The 15112-nt window shown below is 55.5% G+C and carries 11 protein-coding genes and 4 pseudogenes; 4 read left to right on the forward strand and 11 right to left on the reverse strand.

The annotated features are described in order from the left end of the window. Positions 1 to 47: 47 nt before the first annotated feature. On the forward strand, positions 48 to 965 hold the full coding sequence (gene rfbA, locus N6V40_RS13110; protein ID WP_131087981.1) for a glucose-1-phosphate thymidylyltransferase RfbA: 918 nt from the start codon (positions 48 to 50) through the stop codon (positions 963 to 965). A 56-nt stretch (positions 966 to 1021) separates the two neighbouring features. Here the strand turns inward: rfbA and N6V40_RS13115 are convergent, their stop codons facing one another. Beyond that, positions 1022 to 1726, reverse strand: a complete 705-nt coding sequence (locus N6V40_RS13115) for a class I SAM-dependent methyltransferase (RefSeq protein ID WP_131087980.1) — start codon at positions 1724 to 1726, stop codon at positions 1022 to 1024. 164 nt (positions 1727 to 1890) lie between these two features. On the opposite strand from N6V40_RS13115, the gene N6V40_RS13120 reads away from it, so the two are divergent. After that, the gene (locus N6V40_RS13120; RefSeq protein ID WP_105661116.1) at positions 1891 to 2547 is read left to right on the forward strand and encodes a sunset domain-containing protein; all 657 of its coding nucleotides are present in this window, start codon (positions 1891 to 1893) and stop codon (positions 2545 to 2547) included. Positions 2548 to 2683: 136 nt separating this feature from the next. On the opposite strand, the gene N6V40_RS13125 is transcribed toward N6V40_RS13120, so the two are convergent. The 6 genes and pseudogenes from N6V40_RS13125 to ilvD all read right to left on the reverse strand — a co-directional run bounded on the left by N6V40_RS13125 (position 2684) and on the right by ilvD (position 9755). After that, positions 2684 to 3538, reverse strand: coding sequence for a hypothetical protein (locus N6V40_RS13125; protein ID WP_131087978.1), 855 nt, complete (start codon positions 3536 to 3538; stop codon positions 2684 to 2686). 3 nt (positions 3539 to 3541) lie between these two features. Continuing rightward, the gene (locus N6V40_RS13130) at positions 3542 to 3949 is read right to left on the reverse strand and encodes a hypothetical protein (RefSeq protein ID WP_131087977.1); all 408 of its coding nucleotides are present in this window, start codon (positions 3947 to 3949) and stop codon (positions 3542 to 3544) included. Positions 3950 to 4222: 273 nt separating this feature from the next. Then, positions 4223 to 5255 (reverse strand): annotated as a pseudogene (gene ilvC, locus N6V40_RS13135) (ketol-acid reductoisomerase). A 102-nt stretch (positions 5256 to 5357) separates the two neighbouring features. Continuing rightward, entirely contained in the window at positions 5358 to 5876 is a 519-nt protein-coding gene (gene ilvN / locus N6V40_RS13140) for an acetolactate synthase small subunit (RefSeq protein WP_131087975.1), read from the reverse strand. A 3-nt stretch (positions 5877 to 5879) separates the two neighbouring features. Further along, the gene (locus N6V40_RS13145; protein ID WP_262197948.1) at positions 5880 to 7763 is read right to left on the reverse strand and encodes an acetolactate synthase large subunit; all 1884 of its coding nucleotides are present in this window, start codon (positions 7761 to 7763) and stop codon (positions 5880 to 5882) included. Positions 7764 to 8051: 288 nt separating this feature from the next. Then, entirely contained in the window at positions 8052 to 9755 is a 1704-nt protein-coding gene (ilvD, locus tag N6V40_RS13150) for a dihydroxy-acid dehydratase (RefSeq protein ID WP_262197949.1), read from the reverse strand. Positions 9756 to 9872: 117 nt separating this feature from the next. Between ilvD and N6V40_RS13155 the strand changes: the two genes are divergently transcribed. Next, the gene (locus tag N6V40_RS13155; protein WP_131087972.1) at positions 9873 to 10334 is read left to right on the forward strand and encodes a hypothetical protein; all 462 of its coding nucleotides are present in this window, start codon (positions 9873 to 9875) and stop codon (positions 10332 to 10334) included. A gap of 93 nt (positions 10335 to 10427) precedes the next feature. On the opposite strand, the pseudogene idi (N6V40_RS13160) reads toward N6V40_RS13155, so the two are convergent. Together idi (N6V40_RS13160) and N6V40_RS13165 are read right to left on the reverse strand one after the other, a co-directional pair. Then, positions 10428 to 10945 (reverse strand): annotated as a pseudogene (gene idi, locus N6V40_RS13160) (isopentenyl-diphosphate Delta-isomerase). Between the two features lie 110 nt (positions 10946 to 11055). After that, a complete protein-coding gene (locus N6V40_RS13165) occupies positions 11056 to 12210 on the reverse strand; it encodes a N(5)-(carboxyethyl)ornithine synthase (RefSeq protein ID WP_262197950.1) in 1155 nt (384 codons plus the stop codon). 245 nt (positions 12211 to 12455) lie between these two features. On the opposite strand from N6V40_RS13165, the pseudogene N6V40_RS13170 reads away from it, so the two are divergent. Then, positions 12456 to 13696 (forward strand): annotated as a pseudogene (locus N6V40_RS13170) (ISL3 family transposase). Between the two features lie 49 nt (positions 13697 to 13745). Here the strand turns inward: N6V40_RS13170 and idi (N6V40_RS13175) are convergent. Together idi (N6V40_RS13175) and N6V40_RS13180 are read right to left on the reverse strand one after the other, a co-directional pair. Continuing rightward, a pseudogene (gene idi, locus N6V40_RS13175) lies at positions 13746 to 14263 on the reverse strand (isopentenyl-diphosphate Delta-isomerase). Between the two features lie 25 nt (positions 14264 to 14288). Then, positions 14289 to 15110, reverse strand: coding sequence for a prenyltransferase (locus tag N6V40_RS13180; RefSeq protein WP_315973689.1), 822 nt, complete (start codon positions 15108 to 15110; stop codon positions 14289 to 14291). Positions 15111 to 15112 lie beyond the last annotated feature (2 nt).

Raw genomic sequence — 15112 nt, forward strand, 5'->3', positions numbered from 1 at the left:
TGACTACTCTGACAAGATCGCTGCCCGCTTCATTAGGCTCGATAGCCATGAGGGGAATAATTCTAGCTGGGGGAACCGGGTCTCGTTTGCACCCGATCACGCGAGGCATCTCAAAGCAATTGGTGCCTGTCTTCGACAAGCCGATGATCTACTATCCGCTGACCACGCTGATGCTCGCTGGAATCAGGGACATCCTGGTCATCACGACGCCGCAGGATGAGGGGCAGTTCAAGTCCTTGCTCGGCGATGGCTCGCAGTTCGGCATCAATCTGTCCTATGCCGTGCAAGCCCGGCCTGAAGGCCTGGCCCAAGCGTTCATACTTGGCGCCGAGCACATCGGAGGGGAATCCGTGGCGCTGGTGCTGGGTGACAACATCTTCCATGGACCGGGGTTCGGCACCCAGTTGGGAAGCTACGCCGACCAGACCGGCGCGACGATCTTCGGCTACTGGGTCAAGGATCCCAGGTCCTACGGCGTCGTCGAGTTCGATAGCTCCGGAAGGGCCGTATCGCTGGAAGAGAAGCCGCTGGACCCGAAAAGCCACTACGCTGTTCCGGGATTGTACTTCTACGACAATTCCGTGGTTGGCAAAGCCCGGACATTGCAGCCTTCGGCCCGTGGAGAGCTTGAGATCACCGACATCAACCGCTTGTACCTCGAAGAGGGCAACCTCAACGTCACGGTGCTGGCCCGCGGAACTGCGTGGCTTGATACCGGAACCTTCGATTCGCTCAACGACGCCTCCAACTTCGTGCGCACTGTCGAAGCGCGGCAGGGTTTGAAGATCGGTTCTCCCGAGGAAGTTGCATGGCGCCAGGGGTTCATCTGCGATGACCAGTTGCGCACTTTGGGCCGGGAGTTGGGCAAGAGCGGGTATGGCGCTTACTTGCTTCAGCTGGCAGAAAACAGTTTCGTCGATCCCCATCATTCAACGCGTCCTGCCGCTATGCCGGCTATCAGCTGACATTCGAGGGCTTCGCGGCTTCCGGACGCCGTTGGCACCTGGAAGCAGTGCGCTGGCTAGCGCGTCGAGCGCAGCGAGAAGAACAGGAAGCTCAAGAACGCGTCGCGTTCACGCAAGGCTTCTGGAATCACGCCTTCGGGCGCATCCTTGGCATACGGCGGCTCCCAAACACGCTCCACCGCGAACCCTGCGGAGATCAGTGCCTTCATGGTTTCATGCAAAGGCCGATGCCAATAGGTCAGTTCGGCAGGCTTCCCCTTGAAAGTCACTTCGTCGGTGTACTGGGTGAGCTGGAAGTAGTCCTTGCCTCGGTGGTTGAACGGGTAGAGAATCGGATGGTTCACCGACATGATGAGCCGGCCGCCGGGCTTGAGGACCCGGCGGACTTCCTCCAGTGCGTAGTCCCAGTCCGGCAAATAGTGGAACACCAAGGAAGCGATGGCATCGTCAAAACTGTTGTCGGCATACGGGAGCTTCTCCCCCAATGTCGCCACTTTCAGGTCGGCATCTTCGCCCAGCCGCTGGCGTGCCAGGTCCACCATTGCCCGGCTGGTGTCGAAGCCCGAGACGCTCGCTCCACGGCTCATGAGCTGTTCCGACAGCGGACCGGCGCCGCAGCCGATATCCAGGATGTTCCGGCCGGCAACCTCTCCTGCCAGTTCCAAGGTGGCCGGCCGCTCATAGTAGGCGTTCAGCATGCTGAATTCGTTCTCGTCAGCGTAGTCCTGGGCGAAATCGTCGTAGTTGCTTTCCTGTGGCATGGGCGCCCTCCTTTGCATGGTTTTGCCCGAGCCTAGCAAAGGCTTCAACTAATCATTGGGAAAACACTCGACTGCTCGGGTAACGCTTTGACGGCAATAGCCGCAATCGATCACAATCGCGTCCAGCCATAGTTTCTATTCCCAGTCCAGATTAGAATCAGCACATGGGACCGATCAGTGCCCATGCTCGCTCGACTTTCCATGGGGAGAAATTGAATAAATTAGTTCAGCGTTCACTCGCTGTCATCGCTTCGGGAGCACTTGTATTCTCCGGTGTCTCCGCGGCCTCGGCCGCTCCGTTGCCCACCAGCATTTCATCTGCCAGCATCGTTGCTGCGAAGAAAAAGGCTCCTGCGGTAACGATCAAGAAAATTGGCACGAAGACTGTCAAGGGTTCAGCCAAGGCAACCATCAAGCCTAGCTATTCCAAGGCAAAGAACGTGAAGATCAAGTCGGCGTTGCTGAAGGTGGTCAAGGGCAAGAAGACCGTCGCCAGCAAGAAGAAGTCCGTCAAGCTCGCAGCGGGCACCTACAAGGTCACCACCACGGTCAAGTACCAGCTCAAGGGCAAGACCTCGACCATTCAGAAGACGCAGACCTTGCTGGTGAAGAAGGCGGCCGCCAAGCGTTCCGTGAAGATGAGCGGCAAGGCAAAGAACTGCCCTGCAGGCTACCCGGTGAAGGGCAACCGCACCGGCAGCCAGAAGGAGTGGAAGTACCACGTCAAGGGACAGCGCTTCTACAACATCACGAAGCCAGAAGAATGCTTCAAGACTGCAGCTGATGCGCGCAAGGCCGGCTACCGGGCTTCGAAGCTCTAAGCCTGCCTGGCTAGTATCCGACCCAGCAGACTAAAAAATCGACCTCGGTTACTTCCCATATCGGAAGTAACCGAGGTCGATTTATTTGAAATGCAATGGAGCCAAGTGCGAGGGAAGAATCTAGCTCCGCCAGCTCCTACTTCTCAATGGCTTCTGGAGAATCCTTCGCGGACTCCCCACTGCGGCTTTTCTTGATATTCTCGGCAAATGAAGTTGCTACGTCCTCGGCTTTGTCCAGGGCACGGTTCTTCGTCTCGTCCCCAAACTGCTTGATTGCGCTCAAGCCATCAGCGCCTGCATCAGTCACCTTGTCCCGAACCTCGGAGACAGCCTTGAGCCACTTCTTTGACTCCAGTGCCCCGTAGGCGCTCTCGATTCCCAATCGGCTTTGGAATTCCACTAGATCATTCGAGACGGCATTCGTCGCCTTCACGACTTCGCTCGATGACTTCGGATGCAGCAGCACCTTTGAATTCGCCAGTCCGGCGACGACAGCGATTCGCTCAAGAAGCTGCTCGGTCACCTTCGTAATGTGTGCGATTCTGCGTTCGCGCGCGATCTGCAGCGCGATTCGATGATTCTCCAGTTCGTCAGGAGACCCGTTGAGCACACGGTCCAGTTCCAGAACAGACATGCCGTCTTCGAGTTGGAAGCAACGTGCCAATACTGCCAACCACTGGGTGGCCTTTGATTCGATCTCGCGGGTGATCTTGGCCAGTTCACCCATCTTCGTTTTGTTTTCCAGCTTTTCAGCTAATCCTGCCAAGGCCCGCAGCGCATAGGACTGGGTCGTTGCGATGGTCTTGGCATTCGAATTAACCTTTGACCATGTCGTCTCGCCGATATGCCCCACTTGGTCGCGCACGACCATGGCATCATCGATGAGCATTCCAACACCATCAAGATCCGCTAGGACCGCGTCATTCTGCGCACGGAGGATATCGTCAATTTTCTCGTCGATCACCTTCAAGTAATCGGTGATCTCATCCATGCTCTACTGCATCGCGTATTGGGCTATAATTCCACCCACGCCTGCCAGAACAGCCGGGTTTGAAAGCATCGCCGTTGGGCTGGTGACGATTTCAAGCAAATTGCTGATCTTGCCATCTTTCATGACGACTGCACGCGCCAGGCCGTTCTCCGATCCAGCCATCAGGTTCTTGGCATTGAAGATCCGTGCTGAGTCTTCCGAGAGCTTGATCCAGCGTCCGGACGTCTGCGCAATCCCGCTACCGGCTTGCATCGCGGTTGCACTGTGGCCAGCTGCTTTGCTTACGCGTTCCAAGGGCAGTTCCTTGGAAATCAAGCCGACGGATTCCACGAATTTGTCAACGGCGCTGCGTTCGCCAAGGACTGCCACGCCATTTCCATCAGAAACGATCTCAATATCTTCGCTAGCCACTTTTGCTCCTTGAACTATCAGCTATTGAACAGCGGCGGCGGCATTGTTCGTTCTGCTCTCGCCCGGAACAATTCTTACACTAAAAGATTGAATACTAAAGTTCCTTCAGGCCGCGGCACTTCAGCACACAGCAGGAGTGCAGCTCCCTTTTCGATGCGCTCATCGCAGAATGGACGCAACATGCATTTAAACGAAAACCGCTGGCTCTAAACGATATTCCTATCGTTCAGAGCCAGCTGCTTTCAGATAATAAAGCTAGTTCTCAGCTCGCGATTAGCGGGCTACGGAACCATCTACGTAGTCATCCGAGGATGCGTCCGAGATCCAGGAGAACAGCGAGCGCAGTTCGCGACCGGTGGTCTCGATTGGGTGGGACTCACCCTTGGCACGCAATTCCTTGAATTCAGGAGCGCCAGCCTTCTGGTCTTCCATGAAGCGCTTAGCGAAAGCGCCGGACTGGATATCGCCCAGTACAGCCTTCATGTTTTCCTTCACCTCTGGGGTGATAACGCGTGGACCGGAGACGTAGTCGCCGTACTCAGCGGTGTCAGAGATGGACCAACGCTGCTTGGCGATGCCACCTTCCCACATCAGGTCAACGATCAGCTTCAGCTCGTGCAGAGACCTCGAAGTAGGCGATCTCTGGCTTGTAGCCAGCTTCGGTCAGAACTTCGAAGCCGTACTGAACCAGCTGCGAGGTACCACCACAAAGAACAGCCTGCTCACCGAACAGGTCGGTTTCGGTCTCTTCGGTGAAGGTGGTTTCGATAACACCAGCGCGGGTGCCACCGATGCCTGCTGCGTAAGCCAGTGCCAGTTCCTTGGCGCCACCGGTGAAGTTCTGCTCCACGGCGATCAGGTCAGGGATACCACGGCCAGCTTCGAATTCGCGGCGTACGGTGTGACCTGGAGCCTTCGGTGCAACTAGGGCAACGTCAACGTTGGCTGGTGGCTGGATGAAGCCGAAGCGGATGTTGAAGCCGTGGCCGAAGAACAGTGCATTGCCTTCTTCAAGGTGCTCTGCGATGGACTCGGAGTACACCTGAGCCTGAACCTGGTCTGGGGTCAGGATCATGATGACGTCGGCCCAAGCAGCTGCTTCAGCTACGTTGGAGACCTTCAGGCCTTCAGCTTCAGCCTTGGCGCGGGACTTGGAGCCCTCAGCCAGACCAACAACAACCTCAACACCCGAATCGCGCAGGCTCAGTGCGTGTGCGTGACCCTGGGAACCGTAACCAATGATGGCTACTTTCTTGCCCTGGATGATCGAGAGGTCTGCGTCGTCTTCGTAATACAGATCAGCCACTGTAGTTCTCCTTATTTGTGCTCTGGCGTTTAGCTCAATCTCTAAGCTAGGTGCCAAGTATCTAAAATTTGTAGTTCGTGTCCGTTGATGTCTTCGCCAGTCTTAGGCGGAGAGGGACTTTAGTGCGCGGTCGCTCATTGATTTGGCGCCACGTCCCACCGCGAGGGTGCCGGACTGAACAATCTCTCGAATGCCAAAAGGCTCAAGGATCGCCAAGAGCGCTTCAATCTTTGCCGCGTTGCCGGTAGCTTCCACTACCAGCGAGTCGGTAGACACATCGATCACCGAGGCACGGAAGAGTTCCGCAGCCTGGGTCACCTGCAGGCGGGTTGCCGCGTCGGCACGCACCTTGACCATGATGTGGTCGCGCTGCACCGAGGTTTCCGGCAGCAGTTCGACAATTTTGATGACGTTGATCAGCTTGTTCAGCTGCTTGGTCACCTGTTCTAGGGAATCGCCCTCGGCGTCAACCACTACGGTCATGCGGCTAATGCCGTCAATTTCCGTGGGGCCTACAGCCAATGAGTGAATGTTGAAGGCACGGCGGGCGAAGAGGCTAGCTACTCGGGTGAGTACACCAGGTACGTCTTCTACCAGTACCGAAAGCGTGTGCTTTGCCATGTTTTAGTCCTCCTCTTCCCATTCAGGGGTCATGCCCTTAGCAATCTGAATTTGGTCGTTGCTGACTCCCGAAGGAACCATTGGCCACACCATCGAATCAGCCGAGACAACAAAATCGATCACCACTGGGCGGTCATTGATTTCCAAAGCCTGCTTGATGGTGGCGTCAATGTCTTCATCACGTTCACAACGCAGTCCCACACAACCGTAGGCATCTGCCAACTTCACAAAGTCGGGAATGCGTGCAGTGCCGTGACCGGTGTTCAGATCGGTGTTGGAGTAACGGCCGTCGTAGAACAGGGTCTGCCACTGACGAACCATACCCAGTGAAGAGTTGTTGATGATGGCAACCTTGATGGGGATCTTGTTGATCACGCAGGTGGCCAACTCTTGGTTGGTCATCTGGAAACAACCGTCTCCATCAATAGCCCAGACCACACGCTCAGGCTGGGCCACCTTGGCACCCATTGCTGCAGGTACCGAGAAGCCCATGGTGCCAAGACCGGCCGAGTTCAGCCAGGAGCGTGGACGCTCATACTTAACAAACTGGGCTGCCCACATCTGGTGCTGGCCTACACCGGCTACGTAAACGCCGTCAGGACCGGTGAGTTCACCGATACGCTGGATCACGTTCTGTGGCGCGGAGAGTCCATCCTGGGTTTGTGTGTAACCGATTGGATAGGTTTCACGCAGACGGTTCAGCAGTCCCCACCAACCGGTCAGATCGGCCTGAGGCTCGTTTTCAAAGCGGGTAGCGCAGGCTTCTTGCAGCTGCGGGATGATCTCATCCAGCGAGCCCACAATTGGCACATCTGCTACACGATTCTTGGAGATTTCCGCTGGGTCGATATCGGCGTGGATCACCTTCGCGTTAGGAGCGAAGGATGAGAGCACACCGGTGACACGGTCATCAAAGCGAGCACCCAGGGTGATCAGCAAGTCTGACTGCTGCAGTGCAGTCACCGCGGATACTGCACCGTGCATGCCAGGCATGCCCACGTGCTGTACATGGGAGTCAGGGAACGCACCGCGTGCGGTCAGGGTGGTGACCACTGGCGCGTTGATGAATTCCGCAAATTCCTTCAGCTCTTCGTGAGCGTTGGCCTTGATGACGCCGCCGCCTACGTAGAGCACCGGACGAGTTGCGCCGGCGATCAGCTTGGCTGCTTCGCGTAGCTGCTTGTTGTGACCACGAGTCACCACACGGTAACCAGGCAATTCCACCTTTGGTGGCCACGAGAAGGTCATATCCGCCTGTTGGGCATCCTTGGTGATATCTACCAGCACCGGACCGGGACGACCGGTCTGAGCTAGGTAGAAGGCACTGGCCAAGGTCTTGGGAATGTCTTCTGCTTTGGTGACCAAAAAAGCGTGCTTGGTGATCGGCATCGTGATGCCGACAATGTCTGCTTCCTGGAATGCGTCAGAGCCGATAAAGGCACTGTGCACCTGACCTGTGATTGCCACCATTGGAACCGAATCCATATTGGCATCGGCCAGTGCGGTGACGAGGTTGGTTGCGCCGGGGCCGGAGGTGGCGATACAAACGCCTACCTCGCCGCTAGCCATGGCGAAACCCTGTGCGGCATGGCCGGCACCCTGTTCGTGGCGGACCAAGACGTGGTTGATCTTGGTCGAATCCATCAGTGGATCATAGGTGGGAAGGATGGCCCCACCTGGCAATCCGAAGACGTCTTTGACGCCTAGTTCTTCCAGCGAGCGGACGATGGCTTGTGAGCCCGTCATCTGTGTGGGAGCAACGATAGTATTCGGACCCTGTACCGGGTTCGAAGCTTCCACAACGGAAGAGACAGCGGCGGCGGCATCCTTGGTTCGATTGATTGAATTCGCAACCGACGCCGGATTGGCGGGTGTTGAGTTGCTCATCGGGATCCTTTCCATTTCTATCTCTTCGTTTGCGCATAAAAAACGCCCCGCGGCCGTCGCTACTGACGAAAGGGGGCTTGCGCGTTACCGATGTTCTGTCCGCTTAGTGCGACAGCGTCTCAGGCTCCGCGCCTGATAACTAGTAGAACATCGAAGTTTGTTTGCATGCCTCTAGTTTTCTCTACCCGAGGGTAAAGAGCAAATAGACGCCCCGTTCATCTCAGTATATGAGATGAATGTCCATGGTGTGGACGCTTCGTCTCACCCACACCATGAATTTTCTGCTGCTTAGCCGCAATACGCGCCTGTCGAAGCAGAATTGACTAGCTTTGCGTACTTGGCCAGCACACCCGTGGTGAACTTCGCTGGCAAGGGCTTCCACCCAATCTTGCGAGCTTCCAATTTTTCGGGATCAACCAAGAGGTCAAAACTCCGTGCCGAAATATCCACACGGATCTTATCTCCGTCGTTCACAAAGGCAATGGGCCCCCCATCAACGGCTTCAGGTGCCACGTGTCCAATACACAATCCGGTGGTTCCACCGGAGAAGCGTCCATCGGTAAGTAGCAAGACATCCTTACCTAGACCGGCGCCCTTGATGGCTCCGGTAATGGCCAACATCTCTCGCATACCCGGTCCACCCTTGGGTCCTTCATAACGAATGACCACCACATCTCCGGCGTGAATCTTTCCTGCATCCAGTGCTTCAAGTGCACCTTGTTCACGTTCAAAGACGCGAGCTGTACCTTCAAAGACATCAGCATCAAAGCCGGCGGACTTCACCACTGCACCTTCGGGAGCCAACGAACCATGCAACACGGTCACCCCACCGGTCTTGTGGATCGGGTTGTCCATGGCACGAAGGATCTTGCCGTCAGGATCTGGTGGAGCGATGTGCGCGAGGTTTTCAGCAACCGTCTTGCCGGTGACCGTCAGGCAGTCTCCGTGGATCAATCCTGCATCTAGCAACGCCTTCATCACTACGGGGACACCGCCAATGCGGTCCAAGTCATTCATCACGTAACGGCCAAATGGTTTCAGGTCCGCTAGGTGCGGAACCTTATCTCCAATGCGGTTGAAGTCGCTCAGCGACAGTTCAACTTCAGCTTCCTTAGCAATGGCCAATAGGTGCAACACTGCATTGGTTGAACCGCCGAAGGCCATCATGACGGCAATAGCGTTTTCAAATGCTTCTTTGGTCATAATGTCGCGGGCACGAATTCCCTTGCGCAACATTTCAATCACGGCTTCACCGGAGCGGTGCGCAAACATGTCGCGGCGTCGATCGGCTGACGGTGGAGCGGCGGAACCCGGAAGGCTCATACCCAGGGCCTCACCGATTGATGCCATGGTGTTGGCCGTGTACATGCCACCACAGGCACCTTCGCCTGGACAGATGGCACGTTCAATAGAATCTAAATCTTTTTCGCTCATTCGCCCGGCCGCGCACGCACCTACAGCTTCAAAGGCGTCAATCAAGGTGACGTCTTTTTCGGTACCGTCTTCTAGCTTGACCCAGCCCGGCATGATGGAACCGGCATAGAGGAACACTGATGAGAGGTTCAGTCGGGCAGCTGCCATGAGCATTCCCGGCAGCGACTTGTCACAGCCGGCCAGCAGCACTGAGCCGTCAAGCCGTTCGGCCATCATCACTGTTTCTACCGAGTCGGCAATGACCTCTCGTGAAACCAGTGAGAAGTGCATTCCTTCATGGCCCATAGAAATGCCATCAGATACGGAGATGGTTCCGAACTGCATAGGGAAACCGCCGCCTGCGTGAACTCCTTCTTTGGCGCCTTGGGCTAGACGATTAAGCGAAAGGTTACATGGAGTGATTTCGTTCCATGAACTGGCAATACCAATTTGAGGTTTTGCGAAGTCATCATCGCCCATGCCGACGGCACGCAACATACCGCGCGCCGGAGCGGCGTGGATACCATCGGTGACCACACGGGAACGTGGTTTGATATCTGGCGTAGCATCCTGGCTCATAAATTTCATTCTAGTCGTCAATATGACCAATTGAGCAACCCATGACGTAACCATGACATGTTTCAATAAATGTTATGACTGATCAAATTGTCCAAAGATATCGGTAGAGTAGGAGACATGGACAACCGCCCAGACGAAAATCCAGCCGAGCAGGTCAAAGCGCGTCTTCACGACGCGTTCGATTCGCAGATCCCTAATTTCGCCAGCTACAACCTTGTAGCTGGAACCGGTATTGCCGGTTCTGGAGGACTTAAGGTCATCGGCTATCGGCGTCAGCCAGCAGAACTGATCATCGCTCCGGTGAATTCCAGTGACTTGCGGGCCTCCGAAGACGCCATCAATATCAATAACACCAATGTGAACCAGCTTGCCCAGCTTGTAGACGGCGGCTATGAAGTCGCCACCTCCACTGGACGAGTCTTCCGCTTCACCATCCCGGTTAAGCCGAGCATTGATTTTTATATCGATGACGCGGTGAGCGTTGGTGCCGTTATTGATCAAGAGTCAGATGCTCAGGACTTTGCTGAGTTCATGGATCACTTCATGAACACCGTTGAAGGAACTGAAAACTTCGTATAGGTCAACGTCGACCTCCGAACAAGACAAGGAAGCCTCCCAAACTCTTTTGAGTTTGGGAGGCTTCCTTGTTATTAGTTTCAGTTTCGATTCAACTCAGGCACGCTGATATAAATCCATCCGTTCCGCTTGCCAAACTACCCATGGGCTAAATGCCCAAGGGGTCAGGCGAAGGAGTCCCCCAGCTGATTCGGGTCAACCCAGCGGTGATCCATCACTTCGCTCGGGTTAGCCGAAATCTCGCTATCAATCACCGCAGTGAACACCGGGCAGATTTCATTCTCAACAATGCCGCTGGCATCTACCGCTCGATAACGGAAGTCAAGCAGCGCCAGTTCAACTGACTTGATGGACAGACCAAGTTCGTGTTGGGCATGGCGCTTGATGGCATCTTCCATCACTTCATCCGGTTGCGGATGCCCACAAAATGAATTCGTCCAGACTCCAGGCCAGGTGAGCTTATTCAGTGAACGGCGAGTAACCAGAACCTGTCCGTCTGCATTAAGCACGTGGCAGGAGAATGCTTGGTGCAGTGCGGTGTCGGTGGTGTGCACCAGTTCTTTGGCACAAGTGCCAATTGGTTGGCCATCCTCCGACAGCAAAACTACATCCATGAAGATTCTTGTTTCCTGTTCTGATTGGCGCTCACCGGTAAAACCTTTGGGAACTAAGCGTATCGGAACCTGCCGCCTAGCTACCAACGGAGAATCTCAAGAAAGTATTGCTACTTGGCGGAGAGTTCATGAGGGTAGTGCGCTCCCCTGCCTTGGAACTCAAGAATCGCAGGATTGAGAACAACACCGTCCTGGATTTCAATGGCCCGTGAAATAGTTTTGTTCTCTTTCCAGGCCTCGGCTCCGGCCAGCACGGTATCGAGGAATGGTAACAAGCCTCCGCTAATCTCCCAGCTGGCCGAGTTCCACAGATACGAAGGGGAATGGTCCACCGCGTAGTAGTTGATGTTCGGACCAATGCTCGACATTGGTTCGGCAAAGGTGCTCGGCTTGGCCCATTCGAATCCCATCCCTTCATCACAAGACACATCCACAATGATGCTCCCCGGGCTGAAAGCACTTAATTCTGCGGTTCGTAAGTACATCAACGGAGCATTGGGGTCTTGGAGAGTGCAGTTCACGACAATGTCGCTTTCGGCCAGGAACGGCGCCAATGGCAATTTGCCCTCGTCGGTGATGACTTCGCTTAGGTTCGGACCACCCTCATGTTCAAACTGGACCATCTGTACGGCGTGAATTGGGGAAGCTACGGCAGCTACCGATCGGCTAGTTAGCACCCGAACATCGTTAATGCCGTGGGCGCGCAGCGCGGTGACAGCGCCGCGAGCTGTAGCACCAAAGCCAATGACAGTCGCGGTCAGCCGGCGACCATAGTCTCCGGTGACCCCGCAAAGTTGCAGGGCATGAAGTACCGAGGCGTAGCCGGCGAGTTCATTGTTTTTGTGGAACACGTGCAGCCCAAAGCTACCGTCCGCACCCCAGTGATTCATGGCTTCAAAGGCAATCAGCGTGAGCTTTTTGTCGATGGCAAGCTGCGTCAGCTTTGCGTCCTGGACGCAGTGAGGCCAACCCCAAAGTGTCTGCCCTTCACGCATTTCTTCCAGGTCGGCGAATTGCGGTTTGGGAAGCAGCACAATGTCTGCGCTGGCGATGATTTCACTTCGTGAGGCGATTTTACCGACAAATGGTGCCAGTTCTTCATCGCTCATGCCACAGGGAATGCCGTATCCGGATTCGATCATGATGCTCTGGCGGGAGTTTTCTTCGATGCGTTCAAAATGCATCGGGTGAATTGGTAGTCGCTTTTCGTCAGTCTTTTGCGAAGTTGCAATGACACCTAGCGAAAGGTTTTTTGTCGAGCCCATACGTGTTGCTCTCTTCCTGTGTGGAACAGGTCAAAATGACCGGCCCCATACTCCTCACGGTACAGGGCTCCACCAAACGGAATTTTGAGAAATCTTTAAATGGCTCTTCAAGTTTTAGCGTGGTGGCCCCAAAATAAGTAGGGCTCGCAGTCCCTTTTGAGAAAATGGATGTCGTCTAGACAAACCATTACGCAAGGAACTACGAGCCGTGTTCCACGGATACCGGTGGAAGCGACCCTGCGTCGATTCTTCTGAACCTCACTGACTACCGCGTCATCAACGCAACCCACGATGCTGATGGACAACAAGTCCTCATCGAGCCCAAAGCCCTCGAAGCTGCCGGCCCTCGTGTGGGGGTGGTCACCACTCGCATCCACGCCAGGCCAATCCACCGAGTCAAAGACATCCCAACCGGCGGAAACGACCTCCAGATCCTGGTACGCAAACGCCGTATGGCCTGCCAAGAAACAGCCTGTGCACGCCGTGCCTTCGTGCAAACCACCGCCCAGCTGCCCTCCCTTGCACGGATCACCAGCCGGCTCTCCAGCGTCTGGTCGATGAGATGAGCTGCGAATTGCGGGCAGTGTCTCGGGTCGCCGCAGCGCACGGAGAGTCGTGGCCTACGGTCATGGCGCGGCTGAATGTTGAAGGTCAGGTTGTCGGGGATGTGGACCGGATGTTTATTCGCCGCCTCGGTATCGATGAACACCAATTTCGTAAGGTTCGTTATGCCCGGGGTAGGACCGGAAAATTCGTGCGGATTGAACCGTGGTCCATTGTGTTCACTGAGCTTGATACGGGGAAAATCTTGGATATCGTGGACGCACGCCGCGGTGCGGCGGTGAAGAAATGGTTGAAGGCCCGGCCGCGGTATCGGCGTCAAAGTGTTGAGCATGTGGCGGTTGATGTGTCTTCAGAGTTCCGTAAAGCGGTGCGGGAGAACTTACTGAAAGCGAAGATCAGTGTTGATCATTTTCATTTGATTCAGCGGGCGAATCATATGATCATCCAGGTTCGTCGACGCCGGTCTCATGAGGTCTTTGAGCGTCGTGGCCGGGTGACTGATCCAGCGTATAAGTATCGGAAACTGTTGACCTGTAACTTGGAGAACCTTTCCCATCTTCAGATTGAACGACTGCAAGAGATCCTGTAATCAGATACTGAACTCGCGGTGGTTTATGGGATTAAAGAGCATATGAGAACGCTGTTGCAGGCTACGAACGTTCATGAGTGTCATTCCCGGTGGTCGGTGTTGGAGAAGTCTGTTCAAGCATCGAAAATGGTGGAGGCGCAGTCTTTGTTCCGGACGTTGGTTGCCTGGCGGTGCGAGTTGTTGGTGTTTGTGAGTACCCGGTTCACTAACGCTAAGGGTGAGTCAGTGAATTTGACGGCGAAGAACTTGAAACGGATTGGTCGGGGGTATCGGAATCAGGGTCATTACCGGGGTCGGATATTGTTGTATACGGTGGGCTTACTACCGTGCTGAGCATCCTCACCACGCTTGGCTTTAAGAGCCGCTAATCTGGCCGGGCTCGCTACTGAGTGCGATACTGGGGCATTTCGCTGGCCTGCATGACCAGCCATGGGCTGAAGGCCCATGGAGCGGCTCGGACCGCTACCGCAAATTCCACGGGATCAACCCAGCGGTAATCCATGACTTCCTCCGGATTCATGGTGATTTCTCCATCGATCACGGCGGTAAATACCGGACAGATCTCGTTCTCAACAACCCCGGAGGCATCGACCGCGCGATAGCGGAACTCCGGCAGGGCCACCTGGATATCGCGGATCGCCATGCCCAATTCACCGCCAGCATGCCGACGGATCGCGGTTTCCATCTGCTCCCCCGGCTGGGGTGGCCACAGAAGGAATTAGTCCATACCCCGGGCCATGTCGACTTTGACAGCGCCCTGCGTGTCATCAGAACCTGGCCCAGGGAATTCTTGACGTGACAGGAGAACGCTTGGTGCAAAGGTGTATCCCTGGTATGCACTGTTTCCTTGGGCATGACGCCAACTGGCTGGCCGTCCTCGGAAAGCAGGATGACATCCATCAAATCCTCGACTTCTCTTTGGTGATTAGCGGGTGAATACAGCTGTGTAAATCAACAACATCGTCAGCATGAAACCACATAGGTAGTTGATCCACAGAAATCTCTTCCAGGCACGGTTAACCGTACCGGACGTGGAATCCTGCACCCCAAGATGCGGAAGCACATTAAGTATGTAGGCGATGGCGAGCAAGCCAGCTAACGAGCCGACTCCGCGAACCCCGAGCAGAAGCAACAGCCCAGCGAATACATACGCGCCCGCCACCAAGAAAATCGTCGTCCGTGCACCGAATGCTACCGCGATCGAACCAAGCTTCGCTTCACGGTCGGGAAGGATGTCCTGAATGGCACCCAGCGCATGGCTGGCCATGCCCCAGAGGAGGAATGCAGTGAACACCAGCCCTTGGGTGGGGTGCACCGGCGCTCCCGCCAGCACCCAGCCGAAGAACGCAGGTGAGACAAAATGGACCGCACTGGTCAGGGAGTCCAGCCCAGCGCGTTCCTTGAACCGCAGGACCGGAACGCTATAGGCAAGCAACGCAGCAACCGACCCCGCCAGTACAGCAGTGGAGATGCCGTTACCGGCGAGGGCCAAGACGATCAGGAAGGGCACGGCGGTGATCGTGCTCGCCAGCAAAATCATCCGGTGGCTGTGGCGGGCCAGTAGCGCGCCTTCTATGCCGCCCTTTCTCGGGTTGCGCAGATCCGATTCATAGTCGAAGACGTCGTTGACCCCGTACATCACCAGGTTGTAGGGAAACAAGAAGAAGATGGTACCCACGACGAATTTCCAATCCACTGAGCCACCAGCCAAGAGGTAGGCGGCGGCAAAGGGGTAGGCGGTGTTCACCC

This window comes from Glutamicibacter sp. M10, assembly GCF_025452055.1.
Lineage (GTDB): Bacteria > Actinomycetota > Actinomycetes > Actinomycetales > Micrococcaceae > Glutamicibacter.

What these genes read in the sequence shown, in the direction of transcription:
- rfbA (WP_131087981.1), top strand. Translation starts at nt 48, where the DNA reads ATGAGGGGAATAATTCTAGCTGGGGGAACCGGGTCTCGTTTGCACCCG.
- N6V40_RS13115 (WP_131087980.1), bottom strand. Translation starts at nt 1,726, where the DNA reads ATGCCACAGGAAAGCAACTACGACGATTTCGCCCAGGACTACGCTGAC.
- N6V40_RS13120 (WP_105661116.1), top strand. Translation starts at nt 1,891, where the DNA reads ATGGGACCGATCAGTGCCCATGCTCGCTCGACTTTCCATGGGGAGAAA.
- N6V40_RS13125 (WP_131087978.1), bottom strand. Translation starts at nt 3,538, where the DNA reads ATGGATGAGATCACCGATTACTTGAAGGTGATCGACGAGAAAATTGAC.
- ilvN (WP_131087975.1), bottom strand. Translation starts at nt 5,876, where the DNA reads ATGGCAAAGCACACGCTTTCGGTACTGGTAGAAGACGTACCTGGTGTA.
- N6V40_RS13145 (WP_262197948.1), bottom strand. Translation starts at nt 7,763, where the DNA reads ATGAGCAACTCAACACCCGCCAATCCGGCGTCGGTTGCGAATTCAATC.
- ilvD (WP_262197949.1), bottom strand. Translation starts at nt 9,755, where the DNA reads ATGAGCCAGGATGCTACGCCAGATATCAAACCACGTTCCCGTGTGGTC.
- N6V40_RS13155 (WP_131087972.1), top strand. Translation starts at nt 9,873, where the DNA reads ATGGACAACCGCCCAGACGAAAATCCAGCCGAGCAGGTCAAAGCGCGT.
- N6V40_RS13165 (WP_262197950.1), bottom strand. Translation starts at nt 12,210, where the DNA reads ATGGGCTCGACAAAAAACCTTTCGCTAGGTGTCATTGCAACTTCGCAA.